The organism is Bradyrhizobium sp. AZCC 1678, assembly GCF_036924765.1.
GTDB classification, from domain to species: Bacteria; Pseudomonadota; Alphaproteobacteria; order Rhizobiales; family Xanthobacteraceae; genus Bradyrhizobium; species Bradyrhizobium algeriense.
The window spans coordinates 2,385,030-2,400,047 of the sequence record NZ_JAZHSE010000001.1; the positions used below are offsets into that span (position 1 = coordinate 2,385,030).

General features: G+C 62.1%; 10 protein-coding genes and 1 pseudogene. All 11 read left to right on the top strand.

The genetic code is table 11. From position 1 onward, the window contains the following. The first annotated feature begins 202 nt into the window (after positions 1–202). The 11 genes and pseudogenes from V1294_RS11420 to V1294_RS11470 all read left to right on the top strand — a co-directional run bounded on the left by V1294_RS11420 (position 203) and on the right by V1294_RS11470 (position 15,016). On the top strand, positions 203–1,309 hold the full coding sequence (locus V1294_RS11420; protein WP_334497129.1) for an efflux RND transporter periplasmic adaptor subunit: 1,107 nt from the start codon (positions 203–205) through the stop codon (positions 1,307–1,309). Positions 1,310–1,460: 151 nt separating this feature from the next. After that, on the top strand, positions 1,461–4,601 hold the full coding sequence (locus V1294_RS11425; RefSeq protein ID WP_334497131.1) for an efflux RND transporter permease subunit: 3,141 nt from the start codon (positions 1,461–1,463) through the stop codon (positions 4,599–4,601). A gap of 19 nt (positions 4,602–4,620) precedes the next feature. After that, complete coding sequence (locus tag V1294_RS11430; RefSeq protein WP_334477833.1) at positions 4,621–5,226, top strand: TetR/AcrR family transcriptional regulator; 606 nt, start codon at positions 4,621–4,623, stop codon at positions 5,224–5,226. 94 nt (positions 5,227–5,320) lie between these two features. Beyond that, a pseudogene (locus V1294_RS11435) lies at positions 5,321–5,951 on the top strand (flavin reductase family protein). A gap of 74 nt (positions 5,952–6,025) precedes the next feature. Then, on the top strand, positions 6,026–7,018 hold the full coding sequence (locus V1294_RS11440; RefSeq protein WP_334497133.1) for a L,D-transpeptidase family protein: 993 nt from the start codon (positions 6,026–6,028) through the stop codon (positions 7,016–7,018). A 94-nt stretch (positions 7,019–7,112) separates the two neighbouring features. Continuing rightward, a complete protein-coding gene (locus V1294_RS11445) occupies positions 7,113–7,889 on the top strand; it encodes a potassium channel family protein (RefSeq protein ID WP_334477836.1) in 777 nt (258 codons plus the stop codon). A gap of 223 nt (positions 7,890–8,112) precedes the next feature. Then, a complete protein-coding gene (locus V1294_RS11450; RefSeq protein WP_334497135.1) occupies positions 8,113–9,363 on the top strand; it encodes an SMP-30/gluconolactonase/LRE family protein in 1,251 nt (416 codons plus the stop codon). 266 nt (positions 9,364–9,629) lie between these two features. Continuing rightward, complete coding sequence (locus V1294_RS11455; RefSeq protein WP_334497137.1) at positions 9,630–10,727, top strand: helix-turn-helix transcriptional regulator; 1,098 nt, start codon at positions 9,630–9,632, stop codon at positions 10,725–10,727. A 218-nt stretch (positions 10,728–10,945) separates the two neighbouring features. Beyond that, on the top strand, positions 10,946–11,212 hold the full coding sequence (locus V1294_RS11460; RefSeq protein WP_334497139.1) for a hypothetical protein: 267 nt from the start codon (positions 10,946–10,948) through the stop codon (positions 11,210–11,212). A 253-nt stretch (positions 11,213–11,465) separates the two neighbouring features. After that, positions 11,466–13,733: an acyl-CoA dehydrogenase gene (locus tag V1294_RS11465; RefSeq protein ID WP_334497141.1), complete on the top strand. Its 2,268-nt coding sequence runs from the start codon at positions 11,466–11,468 to the stop codon at positions 13,731–13,733. Further along, positions 13,733–15,016 carry an acetyl-CoA C-acetyltransferase gene (locus V1294_RS11470; protein ID WP_334497143.1) on the top strand — a complete coding sequence of 428 codons (1,284 nt, stop codon included), beginning with the start codon at positions 13,733–13,735 and terminating at the stop codon, positions 15,014–15,016. The genes V1294_RS11465 and V1294_RS11470 overlap by 1 nt, the downstream gene beginning before the upstream one ends. The last annotated feature ends 2 nt before the right edge of the window (positions 15,017–15,018 follow it).

Sequence of the window (15,018 nt, forward strand, 5' to 3'; positions counted from 1 at the left end):
GGCCCTGGGAATGGGCACGCGGGCGGATATTCTTTTCTTTGTCGGCATCGGGTCGGTCCCGCGTTCGCGGGAGCGACGATTTCAGGGAAAGCAATTACCTCTTAACCCCATTTTCCATCACGAAATGATGACCACTGACGAATGTTGACATTCGTCAGTGAGCATTCAATACTCCTCATCAGATCCTGCGATGGAGAGTCCAATGTTCGCCCGGTCCATTTTCTCTAGCTATTACAGGCTCTTGACGGGAGCGTCGTTAGCATTTGCGGTGTTCGCGCTGGCCGGCTGCAATGAAAAGGCGGCGGAAACGGCGGCCCCGGGGCGGCCCGTGTTGGTCGCTACCGTGCATTATGGGGCCGAGACGCCGGAACGCAGTTTCGTCGGCACTATCCGGCCCCGGATCGAGACCGATATGGGCTTCCGGGTTCCCGGCAAGGTCGCGAGGCGCCTGGTCGAGGTTGGCCAGACCGTCGATATCGGCCAGCCGCTCGCCACTCTCGACGAGGTTGATCTGAAACTGCAGGCCGAGCAGGCGGAGGCCGAATTCCGCGCCGCCACCGGCGTGCTGGCGCAGGCTGGCGCCGCCGAGCAGCGCGCCAAGGATCTGCGCGCCAAGGGCTGGACCACCGACGCCCAGATGGATCAGAGCCGCGCCGCCGCCGACGAAGCGCGGGCGCGCCTCAATCGCGCCGAGCGGCAGGTCGAACTCACCAAGAACTCTCTCTCTTATGCGACGCTGCTGGCCGACAGCCGCGGCGTCGTCACCGCCACCCTGATCGATCCGGGTCAGGTAGTGGCCTCCGGCCAGACCGCGATCCGCGTCGCGCGCTTTGCCGAAAAGGAGGCCGTGGTCGCGATTCCCGAGACGCTGGTCGGGCGCGCCAAGTCCGGCACCGCGAGCGTGACGCTGTGGTCGGATTCGGAAAAGAAATATACCGCGAAGCTGCGCGAGATCGCGCCCTCGGCCGATCCGGCGACGCGCACCTATCTTGCAAAATTCTCGTTGCCGGAAGCCGACGACAAGGTTTCGCTCGGCATGACGGCGACGCTGACGCTGGCGGATGCCGCCACCCAGCGCGTGGCAAAGCTGCCGCTATCGGCGCTGTTCAGCCAGGGCAGCAATCCCTCGCTCTATATCGTCGACGATTCCGGGGCGGTGATGCTCAAGCCGGTGATTGTGAAGTCCTACGAGAGCAATTCCGTCGTGATCTCCGGCGGCGTCAATGAGGGCGCCAAGGTGGTCGCGCTCGGCGTGCAGAAGATCGATCCGGCCCAGAAGGTCCGGGTGGTCTCGTCGCTGTCGTTTTAGTTCGTCGTTGCCTGCGACAAACGCGAAGCGTTTGCGCAAGGGAGCGAAGCGACGAAGCAATCCATACTTTCTTTCCGTGGTCGGATGGATTGCTTCGCTTCGCTCGCAATGACGGTGGAAATGCAAACAGATTCTGGATCTGGAGAGTGACATGAAGCGCTTCAATCTCTCGGGCTGGGCGGTGAGCCATCCGACCCTGATCCTGTTCCTGATGATCATGCTGGGCGCTGCCGGTTTCTTCTCCTACCAGCGGCTTGGCCGCGCCGAGGATCCGTTCTTCACGGTGAAGGTGGTGAACGTCTCCGCGATCTGGCCGGGCGCGACCGCGCAGGAAATGCAGACCCAGGTCGCCGACCCCATCGAGAAGAAGCTGCAGGAACTGCCGTTCTTCGAGAAGGTGCAGACCTATTCAAAACCGTCGTTCACGGCGATGCAGGTTACGTTCAAGGATTCGACCCCGCCAAAGGACGTGCCTTATCTGTTCTATCTGTTGCGCAAGAAGCTCGCCGACGTGCAGGGCCAGTTGCCCGCAGGCCTGCTCGGCCCGAACGTCAACGACGAATTCTCCGACGTCGATTCCATTCTCTACATGATGACCGGCGACGGCGCCGACTACGCGCAGTTGAAGAAGACCGCCGAAGGCATGCGCCAGCGGCTCTTGAAGGTGCCTGGCGTCACCAAGGTCAATCTCTACGGCGCCCAGGACGAGCGCATCTTCGTCGAGTTCTCGCACGCCAAGCTGGCGACGCTCGGCATCACGCCGCAGGCGCTGTTCGATTCGCTGGCCAAGCAGAATAACGTCACGCCCGCCGGCACGGTGGAAACCTCCTCGCAGCGCGTGCCGCTGCGTGTCACCGGCGCGCTTGACGGCGCCAAGGCGGTGGCCGAGACCCCGGTCGAAAGCAACGGCCGCGTGTTCCGGCTCGGCGATATCGCGACCGTCACGCATGGTTTCGTCGATCCGCCGACCTTCGTCGCCCGCCAGGAAGGCAAGCCTGCGCTAGGCATCGGCGTGGTCACCACCAAGGGCGCCAACATCCTCGAACTCGGCAAGGAGGTCGAGAAGGCGACCAACGATTTCATGAAGGCGGTGCCGCAGGGTATCGAGGTCGAACAGATCGCCGACCAGCCGAAGGTGGTCGAGCGCGCCGTCGGCGAGTTCGTGCATTCCTTCATCGAGGCGCTCGCGATCGTGCTGTTCGTCTCCTTCGTGGCGCTCGGCTGGCGCACGGGCATCGTGGTCGCGACGTCGGTGCCGCTGGTGCTCGCCATCGTCTTCATCGTCATGAACGCGATGTCGATCGACCTGCACCGCATCACGCTCGGCGCGCTGATCATCGCGCTCGGCCTTCTGGTCGACGACGCCATCATCGCCGTCGAGATGATGGTGGTGAAAATGGAGCAGGGCTGGGACCGCGTTCGCGCGGCCGCCTTTGCCTGGGAATCAACTGCGTTTCCGATGCTCACGGGAACGCTGGTCACGGCCGCTGGCTTCCTCCCCATCGGCTTTGCCAATTCGGCGGTCGGCGAATATGCCGGCGGCATCTTCTGGATCGTGGCGATCGCGCTGGTCGCCTCCTGGTTCGTCGCGGTGATCTTCACGCCCTATATCGGTGTCAAGCTGCTGCCGAACATCAAGGTCCACCACAACCACGATCCGCACGCGGTCTATGAGACGCGGATGTATCGCGTCCTGCGCAGCATGGTTCAGTGGTGCGTCGACCACCGGGTCAAGGTGGTGGTGGCGACCGTCGGCGTGTTCGTGCTCTCGATCGTCGGCTTCGGCAACGTGCAGCAGCAGTTCTTCCCGCTGTCGGAGCGGCCCGAACTGTTCCTGCAGTTGCGCCTGCCGGAAGGCACCGCCTTCAACGTCACCGAGAACTCCGTGAAGAAGGCAGAGGCGCTGCTGAAGGACGACAAGGATATCGCGACCTATACCGCCTATGTCGGCCAGGGCTCGCCGCGGTTCTGGCTCGGCCTCAATCCGCAACTGCCGAACGAGGCCTTTGCCGAGATCGTGATCGTTTCCAAGGACGTCGAAGCCCGCGAGCGGATCAAGGCGCGGCTGGAGAAGGCGGTCGCCGAAGGCGATCTGTCTGAAGCACGCGTGCGCATCGACCGCTTCAATTTCGGCCCGCCCGTCGGCTTCCCGGTGCAGTTCCGTGTGATCGGCCCCGACGCCAACACCGTGCGCGACATCTCCTACAAGGTGCGCGACGTCATGAAGCAGAATCCCAACGTCGTGGAGCCGCAGCTCGACTGGAACGAGCAGTCGCCTTACCTGAAACTCGTGGTCGACCAGGATCGCGCCCGCGCGCTCGGCCTGACCCCGCAGGACGTCTCGCAGGCGCTGGCCATGCTGATCTCGGGCGCGCAGGTCACGACCATCCGTGACGGCATCGAGAAGGTCGGCGTGGTCGCGCGCGCAGTCCCGTCCGAACGGCTCGATCTCAAGAGCGTCGGTGACCTCACTGTGACGTCACGCAACGGCGTCGCCGTGCCGCTGCAGCAGATTGCCAAGATCGAGTATTCCCACGAGGAGCCGATCATGTGGCGGCGCAACCGCGACATGGCGATCACGGTGCGCACCGACGTCGTCGACGGCGTCCAGGCGCCCGACGTCACCAGCCAGATCTGGCCCAAGCTGAAGGAAATCCGCGACCATCTCGAACCGGCCTACCGGATCGAGCCGGGCGGCGCATTCGAGGAATCCGAGAAGGGCAACGCTTCGATCGCCCTGCTGTTTCCGCTGATGGCGCTGGTGATGCTTACCCTGCTGATGATCCAGTTGCAGAGCTTCTCGCGCCTGATCCTGGTGTTCCTGACCGCGCCGCTCGGCATCGTCGGCGCCTCGCTCGGCCTCAATGTCGCCAACCAGCCGTTCGGCTTCGTGGCGCTGCTCGGCCTGATCGCGCTGGCCGGCATGATCATGCGCAACGCGGTGATCCTGGTCGACCAGATCGAGGCCGACGTTTCCCAGGGCCTGACGCGCAAGGAGGCCATCGTCGAGGCCACTGTCCGGCGTGCCCGCCCGGTGGTGCTGACCGCGCTGGCGGCGATCCTGGCCATGATTCCGCTGTCACGCTCCGCCTTCTGGGGCCCGATGGCGATCACCATCATGGGCGGTTTGTTCGTTGCAACCTTCCTGACCTTGCTGTACCTGCCGGGTCTTTACGCCCTGTGGTTCAGGAAGAGCCTGGACGAAAGCGGCCAGGCCGGGCAGCCTGATCTCGCGCCGCAACATCAGAGCAAGGGCCCGCACGCAATTCCGCTTGCCGACGCGGCAGAATAATTGAACATTGAGAGCTGACATGACGCTGATTTCGGAGCACATCGAGACTGACACCCGGGAAAGGATTCTCGTGGTGGCGGAGCGTCTGTTCCGGCAGATCGGCTACCAGAAGACCACGGTCGCCGACATCGCCAAGGAGCTCAAAATGAGCCCCGCCAACGTCTATCGCTTCTTCGATTCGAAGAAGTCGATTCACGAGGGCGTGGCGCGAACCTTGATGGGCGAGGTCGAGGTCGAGGCGCGACGGATCGCGCAGGCGCCTGGGCCGGCGAAACCTCGCCTGCGCGAGCTGCTCAAGACCATCAATCGGATGAATACCGAGCGTTATGTCGGCGATTCCAAGCTGCACGAGATGGTCGAGATCGCGATGGAGGAGGATTGGGACGTCTGCGTTGCCCATATCGAATGCTGCACCGGCATCATCGGCGAGGTGATCGCGCAGGGCGTGGCGTCCGGCGAGTTCGAGGCCCCGGACCTGCCGTTGGCGGCGCTCTGTACCTGCACCGGCATGATCCGCTTTTTCCACCCGCAGATGATCGCGCAGGCCGTCAACAAGCCCAGCGCAACGATCGACCAGATGATCGATTTCCTTTTCAAGGCCCTTGAGCCGCGTAAGGCGAATTGACGCGTTCGTCAGTTGACCGATTATCCCGAACTTCGTAGCCCGGATGGAGCCCGGTGGCTCCATCCGGGCTACGAAGAACAAGGATAATGCCAGCGTGACCGAAAAAGACCTGCATTTCTACGAGCCGAAAAACGGCCACGGCCTCAAGCACGACCCCTTCAACGCCATCATCGCCCCGCGGCCGATCGGGTGGATTTCCTCGCGCGACGGCAAGTGCAACATCAATCTGGCGCCCTACAGCTTCTTCAATGCCTTCTGCTATCACCCGCCGATCATCGGCTTCTCCTCGACCAACTGGAAAGACAGCGCGGGTAATATCCAGGATACCGGCGAGTTCGTCTGGAATCTCGCCACCATGGATCTGGCGAAGCAGATGAACGCGACAGCAGCGCACGTTGCACGTTGCCCGCGATGTCGATGAGTTCAAGATCGCAGGGCTGACAGCTGCGCCCTGCAAGCTCGTCAACGTGCCCCGCGTCGCGGAAAGCCCGGTCGCCTTCGAATGCAAGCTGACGCAGATCGTCCAGTTGCAGGGTGCCAATGGCGACAAGGCGCAGGCTTGGCTGACGCTGGGCGAGGTCGTCGCCGTGCACATCGACAAGGCCTTCATCCAGGACGGCGTCTACCAGACCGGGCTCGCCCATCCGATCGTCCGCGCCGGCCGCCGCGGCGACTATTTTGAGATCAAGCCGGAAAACATGTTCGAGATGATCCGGCCGGATTGAGCGGCCGGCCGGTCTACCTCAAGGAACTCCGGCCCGTCCAAATCTTTATCAGACAGTGTTTTGGAGATTTCCCGATGGGCCGCTTGTTTGCTGGGCTGATGCTGCTGGTCTGTCTCTCCCCTCCAGCCTTCGCGGGCCTTGATGCGGCGGCGATCAACAACGCCGAACTCAAAGGCAAGCTGCCGGCCGACGACAAGATCAATCCCGCAATCGTCAAGGCGCAGGTGCTGCTCGCCCGCGCCAGCTTTTCGCCCGGTGAGATCGACGGCAAGCTGGGCGAGAACGCCGAAAAAGCCCTGAGGGCGTTCGCCGAATCCAAAGGCCTGGCCGTGAGCAAACAGCCGCTGACGTCCGAAGTCTGGGGTGCCTTGCTGGCTACCGGATCGGACCCGATCGTCGTCGACTACAAGATCACGGAGAAGGACGTCAAAGGGCCGTTTCTGAAGAAACTGCCGGCGAAGATGGAAGACTTGAAGGGTCTCAAATCGCTCGACTACACCAGCCCGCGCGAGGCCATCGCCGAAAGGTTTCACATGAGCGAGGCCTTGCTCGCGGCTCTCAACCCCGGCAAGAAATTCGACGAGGCCGGTCAAACGATCGCGGTGATGAACGTCGCGATCAAGGAGAGCAAGTCAGCCGTGACGCGTGTCGAGGTCGACAAGATGTCCCAAACCGTCAAGGTCTTCGCGAATTCCGAACTGATCGCGTTCTTTCCCGCGACCGTGGGAAGCGAGGAGAAGCCGAGCCCCGGCGGCGTTCTCAAGGTAATCTCGATCGATGCAAATCCGTATTATCGCTACAACCCGGATTACAAGTTCAAGGGAGTCAAATCCAAACGAGCCTTCAAGATCAAGCCCGGCCCCAACAATCCCGTAGGCTCCCAATGGATCGGACTTTCAGCGGAAGGATATGGCATTCACGGCACTCCCAACCCGTCGAAAGTCAGCAAGTCGGAGTCGAATGGCTGCGTGCGCCTCACCAACTGGGACGCCGACCGGCTGGCAAGGCTCCTGAAGAAGGGCGTAGAGGTCGCCTTTATCGAGCGCGAGGCGGCCAACAAGAAGTGATATCCTGGTTGACGCGGCAGTCTGAAATGAAATCGTCATCATCGACACGAAGCATCATTTGCAATGATCTGTGTGAACGGTGAAAATGACGCTTATGTCATTTGCTTCCATCCAGAAGAATGTCCGGCGCCTCTACGAGGGCGCTACGACGCAGGGCGTCCGATTTCGCTATGCACTGCTGGTGTTCGATATCGTCACTGTCCTCTTCATCATTGCGACGTCGTTTCTTCCTTCCAACGACGTCACCGAAGCGCTCGATGTGCTGTTTGGCGTCGTGATCCTCGCTGATTTTTCCGCGCGGCTGCTCGTCAGCCGGCATCGGCTGCTTGAGTTTACCCGCTTCTCGACCTGGACCGATATCGTCGCGATCATTTCATTCCTGGCGCCGCTCGCGGGAGAAGCTGGCGGGTTTCTTCGTATCTTGCGAACATTGCGGCTGCTCCGCGACTACCAGATGCTGGCGCGGATGCGCGAAGACAGCACGTTCTTCCGGCGCAATGAGGAAGTCATTTTCGCCGTCACCAACCTTGCGGTATTCATCTTCGTGATGACCGCGATCGTTTACGAAACGCAGAAGTTTCGCAATCCTCTGATCGCGAATTATGCGGACGCACTGTATTTCACCGTGACGGCGCTGACGACGACCGGCTTCGGCGACATCACCCTGTCGGGAACGACCGGCCGCCTCATCACGGTCGTCATCATGATTTTCGGCGTCACCCTGTTCTTCAATCTCGCCCGCGCGCTGCTCTCGCCCAACAAGGTGCGGTTTGCGTGCCCGACCTGCGGACTGCAGCGCCATGACAGCGATGCGGTTCACTGCAAGGCGTGTGGCACGGTGTTGAATATTCCCGACGAAGGTTTGATGTAAGCGCTGCCGGCCTATTCCGGTGGGCAAGCGCCCAAGCCACTCGCCGGCCGCGCGTGGCAGAGCCTCCCGATGGACATGAGTTGGACGAGGTAACGCCATCTTGCATTGCAAGCCTCACGCGCGGAAAAAAATGTAAAGCAGCTCTCGCCACCGGCGACGGAGCAGAATAACCTTGAGTTGCCAGGCCGGGATCAACGGTCGGCGTACACATTGGGAGGATGCGATGACACGCCAAGAGCGCCGCGATCCACAACGGCTGCGCGATCCAGACGTCTCGATATCACGACGAACGCTTGTCCACGGCCTGGCCGCCTGTGCCGGCGCCACCGTGGCCGGGGTCAGCGGCGCGCTGGCCCAAGGCAGCCCTCAAGGGCCAGTGGCGCCGCCGTCGACGATCACCAGCCCACCGCGCGATTTCAGTCCGCGCGGCGCCCCGACCACCTATTTCTGGGACCCCGACATCATCGCGGTCGATCCGTCCTTCAATGACCTCGCCCAGCCCAACACGGCGATCAAGCGCCTCCACACCGGGCTGTTGTGGGCCGAAGGCCCGGCCTGGAGCGCGCAGGGGCGCTACCTGCTGTGGAGCGACATTCCCAACAACAGGCAGATGCGATGGTCGGAAGATGATGGTCACATCAGCGTCTTCCGCACGCCATCCAACAACTCAAACGGCAACTCGTTTGATTTCCAGGGCCGCCAGCTTTCCTGCGAACATCTCACCCGCCGCGTGGTGCGCTATGAACACGACGGCACCGCGACGGTGCTGGCCGATTCCTATAACGGCAAGAAGCTCAACTCACCCAACGACGTCGTCGCCCATCCGGACGGCAGCTACTGGTTCACCGATCCGCCCTATGGCGGGCAGCTCTATGAGGGTGAGCCTGACGTCGCGGGCGGCCCGAGCAATTCCGGCGGCAAGCTCAATCCGCGGATCGGACAGCCGGCCGGCTTCGTGCCGGGCAAGCGCGAACTGCCGACCAATTGCTATCGCATCGATCCCTCCGGCCGCATTGACCTCGTGGTGACCGAGGAGCAGGTGCCCGATCCCAACGGCCTCTGCTTCTCGCCCGACTACAAGAAGCTGTATGTCGCCTCTACCGGCAAGGGGCCGGGCGATACCGGTCTGGGCGGCAAGGGCGACATGTTCGTGTTCGATGTCGGCACCGACAACAAGCTCACCAACCACAAGCGGTTCAGCGATTTCATGGTCGACGGTGTGAAATGCGGTCCCGATGGCGTGCGCTGCGACGTCAGCGGCAACGTCTGGTGTTCGAGCAACGCCGGGCGTGCGGTGGGTTATAGCGGCGTGACGGTGTGGTCGCCGGAAGGCAAACTGATCGGCCGCATCCGCCTGCCTGAAGTGTGCGGCAATATCTGCTTCGGCGGCCCCAAGCGTAACCGCCTGTTCATGGCCGCCAGCCAGTCGCTCTACGCCGTGTATACGGCAACGCAGGGCGCAGGACCGGGTTGACGACTGGCTCTGCAGATTGCTCGATACGGCGATCAGGCGTCGGCGCAACCCGCCGGCGCCTGATCATTTTGGAGCCGCTCGTCCGCAGCCTGAAGCCGAGGAATCATCAGCTCCAGCCTGCCGGCATAGCGGTGTTTCGATACCGCAAGCCTTTCTGTTCTCCAGCTGCGTGCTTTTCCGGCGCAAAACGAGGCTCGGCGCTTGCTCCTTCGCTAAACTCAAGCAGACTGGTTCGGTCGGTCGATGGAGTCTTAGGGGGCAGAAATTTGTTTGACGTTCGAAAGCTCGAGGATGCCGGCAAACGCCTCGGCGATGCCGTCCTGGACCCATTGGTCTGGACCGAACTGATGGAGGACATATGCCAGGCCGCCGATGCCAAGGGCGCGGCCATGCTCCAAGGCGACGTGCGAACCGAAGACATTCCAAGGACCGAAGCCATCTCCGAATATATCGACAACTACTTTCACCATAAATTCCACGTGGCCGACGTAAGGGCCGCGCGAGGTGTTCCGCTTCTTCAGGCAGGCGCTGACGTGGTTACGGATGCCGATTTGTTCAAATCGGAAGCCGAGATGCTGCGCGATCCGCTTTACGCAAATCTCGCTGGATATGGATTGAAGTGGTTTGCCGCGGTTGGTTTCAGGGCTGGTCCGGCCCTATGGGGACTATCTCTTCAGCGCACCCCTCAAGAAGGAATGTTCGAGCGCGACGAGGTGAAAGCGCTGTCGCAGCTTTCGCGCCGGCTTACAGAAGTCGCCACGCTTTCCAACGCGGTTGGCCGGGCCGCAATCCTGAACGTGACGAACGCCCTTGATCTTGTGCAACGACCTGCACTGGCGATTGATCGCCATGGAGGATTGCTTGGCTTGAACCGGCGGATGGAGGCCTATGCCGGCCACGAAATCCTTGTTCGAAACAATCGGCTGGTGCTTCACGACAGCCGCGCCAATTCCGAATTGTCCGAAGTGGTCGATCGGCTTAAAGAGACGTCGGACCTGCAGGCTTGTCGGTTCGATCCGATCATCGTAAGGCGAGAAAGCAAACGGCCTCTGGTGCTGAAGGCGCTACCCGTTCCGCCGGCGGCGCGAAGTCCGTTTCTTGGTGCGCGCGCCGTGCTCGTACTGAACGATCTCGAAGGCGCTGCGACCGTCAATCCGGATATGCTTGGGAAAGTCTTTGAGCTCACGCCGGCACAAGCCAATTTGGCGGGAAAGCTAGCGACAGGCAGTTCTATGGAGACGGCTGCGGCCGAACTGGGTGTCACGGTGGAAACAGCCCGAAGTCATCTCAAGTCAATTTTCAACAGAACCGGCACGCATCGCCAGGGCGAACTCGTGGCGCTCCTTAACAGGCTGTCTCGTTAATCAATTTTTCAATCTGATTTTTCGCCAGCTTTGGCGGGGCTCGACACGAATTTCCGTGAGACACCGATCTCCACGGTCGTCCGCGGCGGTTCTTTAAAATTCGTCACAATCTGGCAATCCGCAGCCAACCGTTTGGGCAAAAGCTGGGCACGTCTAAACCCGGCTTTTATGGCGCGTGGCGCACCCTCCATTTCCAGAAAGGGAGAGCCTGTGCACCAATGCCCGTATTCAAATATTTTGCCGTCGTAGGATCGACGCTGTTCGTTTTTCTATTTATTTCGAATGCTTATCTTACCGATGACGAGAGCAATTTGCGGTTTGACGGATCGCTGTACGCCAGCGCGCTCTACGCGCCTCGCGTGGAGGAAACCCGGACAACCGCGGAGCTTCGCTTTACCCGCGATGTCACGCCTGCCGTTCGCATCAAGGAAGTGTTTGCCGTGTTCGTCCCCAACGAGCGACGGCGCAACAAGCGTGATTCATAGCGCTGGTGTGCCCGCGGCTGAGACCGGCGGGCACGCCAGACGGCAACCATCCGGTAACGTCGCCAATTTCTAAAGGCTGGATAATGCGGTCATATTGGAACGGGTCCGGGACCTCCGCCGTTATCTCCTGGTTTATCAATTTCGCTTCATTCCCGGCGCGAAACGTCCCCCAATCCCGTGCTTTCAGCTAGAATGAGCCGTCGTTTGGCACAGGTGGGGCGCGACCTAGCGCCGTAGACCAGGAGGGTTCGCCATGAGCTTCCGCCGCGATTTCATCAGCAAGCCGATCTTCGCTTTCGCGCGTGGCGCCATGCCCGCGATGTCCGACACCGAGCGCGAGGCGCTCGAGGCGGGCGATGTCTGGTGGGACGCGGATCTCTTCACCGGCAATCCCGACTGGTCGAAGTTGCTGGCTGTTGCGCCGGCCACTTTGACTGAAGAAGAAAAGGCCTTTCTCAACGGCCCCGTCGACGAGCTCTGCGCCATGCTCGACGAGTGGAAGATCAATTGGGAATGGCGCGATCTGCCGCCCGAGGCGTGGGCCTTCATCAAGCGCCACAAATTCTTCGGCATGATCATCCCCAAGGAATTTGGCGGGCTCGGTTTCTCGCCCTATGCGCATTCGGAAGTGGTGCGAAAACTTTCCTCGCGCTCGCTGACCGCGGCTGTCACCGTGATGGTGCCAAACTCGCTTGGGCCCGGCGAACTGTTGATGCGTTTCGGCACCAAGGAGCAACAGGATAGATGGCTGCCGCGGTTGGCCGAAGGCGCCGACATTCCCTGCTTCGGCCTGACCAGCCCGGAAGCGGGCTCAGATGCGGCGTCGATGGTCGATACCGGCATCATCTGCAAGGGCAATTTCGAAGGGCGGGAGGTGCTGGGCTTAAGGCTGAACTGGCACAAGCGCTACATCACGCTGGGGCCGGTCGCGACGCTGCTCGGTCTCGCCTTCAAGGCCTATGACCCCGATCATCTCGTGGGAGATCAGGAAGAGCTCGGCATTACCGTGGCCCTGATCCCGACCCATCTGCCCGGTGTCGAGATCGGCCGCAGGCATCTGCCGGCGATGCAGGTGTTTCAGAACGGCCCGAACTGGGGGCGCGACGTGTTCATCCCGATGGACTACATCGTCGGCGGACAAGAACGCCTCGGGCAGGGCTGGAAGATGCTGATGACGGCGCTCGCCGCCGGCCGCGGCATCTCGCTGCCGTCGCTCTCCGCCGCAGGTGCTGCCTATGCGGCGCGCACCAGCGGCGCCTATGCCCGCATCCGCGAGCAATTCGGCATTTCCATCGGCAAGTTCGAAGGCATCGAGGAGCCGCTCGCCCGCATCGCCGGCACCGCCTATCTGCTCGACGCCGCGCGTCGGTTGACCTGTGCGGCGCTCAATCAGGGGCACCATCCCGCCGTCATCTCCGGCATCATGAAGCTGCACGCCACCGAGCGGATGCGGATTGCGATCGATGACGCCATGGACATCCATGGCGGCAAGGCCGTGATCGACGGGCCGCAAAACTATCTCGGCAATCTCTATCGCTCGGTGCCGGTCGGCATCACCGTCGAAGGCGCCAATATCCTGACGCGCAATCTGATCGTGTTCGGGCAGGGCGCAATCCGCGCGCATCCCTATCTCCTCGACGAGATGAACGCGCTCGGCGAAGCCGATCGCGCCAACGGGCTCGACGCTTTTGACAAGGCCTTCTGGAACCATGTCGGCCACAGTTTTAAAACCATGTTCCGCGCCTGGGGCCGAAGCTGGACCTTTGGCCTGTTCGCACCGGCGCCCCATGCCGGCGATGCAACGCGGTTCTATCGCCAGCTTTCGCGCTACTCCTCGGCGTTCGCGCTATGCGCCGACATGGCGCTGCTGACGCTCGGCGGCGCGCTCAAGCGCAAGGAAATGCTCTCGGCCCGGTTCGGCGACATCCTGTCCGAACTCTATCTGTTGTCGGCGGCGCTGAAACGCTGGCAGGACGAGGGACGGCAGCAAGCCGATTTCGCGGCGCTCGAATGGTGCATGGCGAGCGGCTTCAAGACCATCGAGAACCGCTTTGCCGAAATCCTCGCCAACCTGCCGAACCGGTTCGTGGCAATCATCCTGAAATTCCTGATCCAGCCGTTCGGTGCGCGCGTGACCGGCCCGTCCGACCGCGTCGTGCATCGATGCGCGCAGCTCGTGCTGGAGCCGTCGGCGGCGCGCGACCGGTTGACATCAGATCTTTCCGCGGTCGACGACGATGGCGGCATCGCCCGGCTGGAGAAGGCGTTCCTTCTGGTCACGGCGGCAGAAGAAGCTTCCAAACAGATGCGCGCCGCGCGCCTGCATGACTGGAAAGAGGCGGTCAAGAAGGGCGTCATCACGCAGGCCGACGGCGAGAAGCTGCAGGCTGCGCATGAAGCCGTTGCGAAGGTGATCGAGGTCGACGATTTCGCAGCCGAAGCGCTGTCGCCGATTTACAGGAAGGGCGCCGACGTGCATCAGTTCTTTCAGGAACTGGGTGAACAGAGGGCGGCGAGCTGATGGCAGGACCGGTCTTTATTGTCGACGGCAGCCGGACGCCGTTCCTGAAAGCGCGTTCCGGTCCCGGCCCGTTCACGCCGGTCGATCTCGCCGTGCAATGCGGCCGGCCGCTATTGGCGCGGCAGCCGTTCGCGCCCAGCGCTTTCGATCAGGTCATTCTCGGCTGCGTCAACGTCATCGCCGACGAGATGAATCCGGCCCGCGTCGCCGCGCTGCGGCTTGGGATGGGCGAGAAGATGGTCGCCTTCACCGTGCAGATCAATTGCGGTTCCGGCATGCAGTCGATCGACACGGCTTACCGCTATATCCGGGAGGGCGTCTCTGACCTGATCCTGGCCGGCGGCGCGGAAGCGCTGAGCCACGCGCCGCTGGTGTGGCCGCAACAGGGCGTGCGCTGGTTCGCAGGCCTTGCCGGTGCCAAGGGCATCGGCGCAAAAATCATGGCTGCGCTGAAGGTGAAGCCGAGCTATTTCAAGCCGATCATCGGGCTGGAACGGGGGCTCACCGATCCCGTCACCGAACTCAACATGGGCCAGACCGCCGAAGTGGTCGGCCATCTCTTCGGCGTCACGCGCGCGCAGTCGGATGCCTATGCCGCCGAAAGCCACAAGCGGCTGGCAAGAGCGCAATCGCAAGGCTGGCTCAAGGGCGAGGTCGAAACCGCGTTCGCGCGCGATGGCAAATTCTACGACCATGACGATGGCGTGCGGCCGGACTCGACGGCGGAGAGCTTGGCGAAACTGAATCCGGTGTTCGAGCGTCCCTGGGGCAAGGTCACCGCCGGCAATTCCTCGCAGATCACCGACGGCGCGTCCTGGGTGATCCTCGCTTCCGAAGAGGCCGTCGCAAAACACGGCCTGACGCCGAAGGCAGTCATTCTCGACAGCCAGTGGTCGGCGCTCGATCCAGGCATCATGGGCCTGGGCCCGGTGCTGTCGGCGACGGAGCTGTTGAAGCGCAACGAGCTGACGCTGTCGGATATCGAGACCTGGGAATTGAACGAGGCGTTTGCGACGCAGGTGCTGGGCTGCCTCGCCGCCTGGAACGACGAAAAATTCTGTAAAGAAATTCTCGGACTCGATGGCGCGGCCGGCGAACTCGACCAGAGCAAGTTGAATGTCGACGGCGGCGCGATCAGCCTCGGCCATCCCGTGGGCTGCAGCGGCAACCGCATCGTGCTGCACCTCGTCAACGCCATGAAGCGATTGGGCACACGGCGCGGCATCGCCACCGAATGTATCGGCGGCGGGCAGGGTGGCGCGATGCTGATAGAGACGGTGTGATC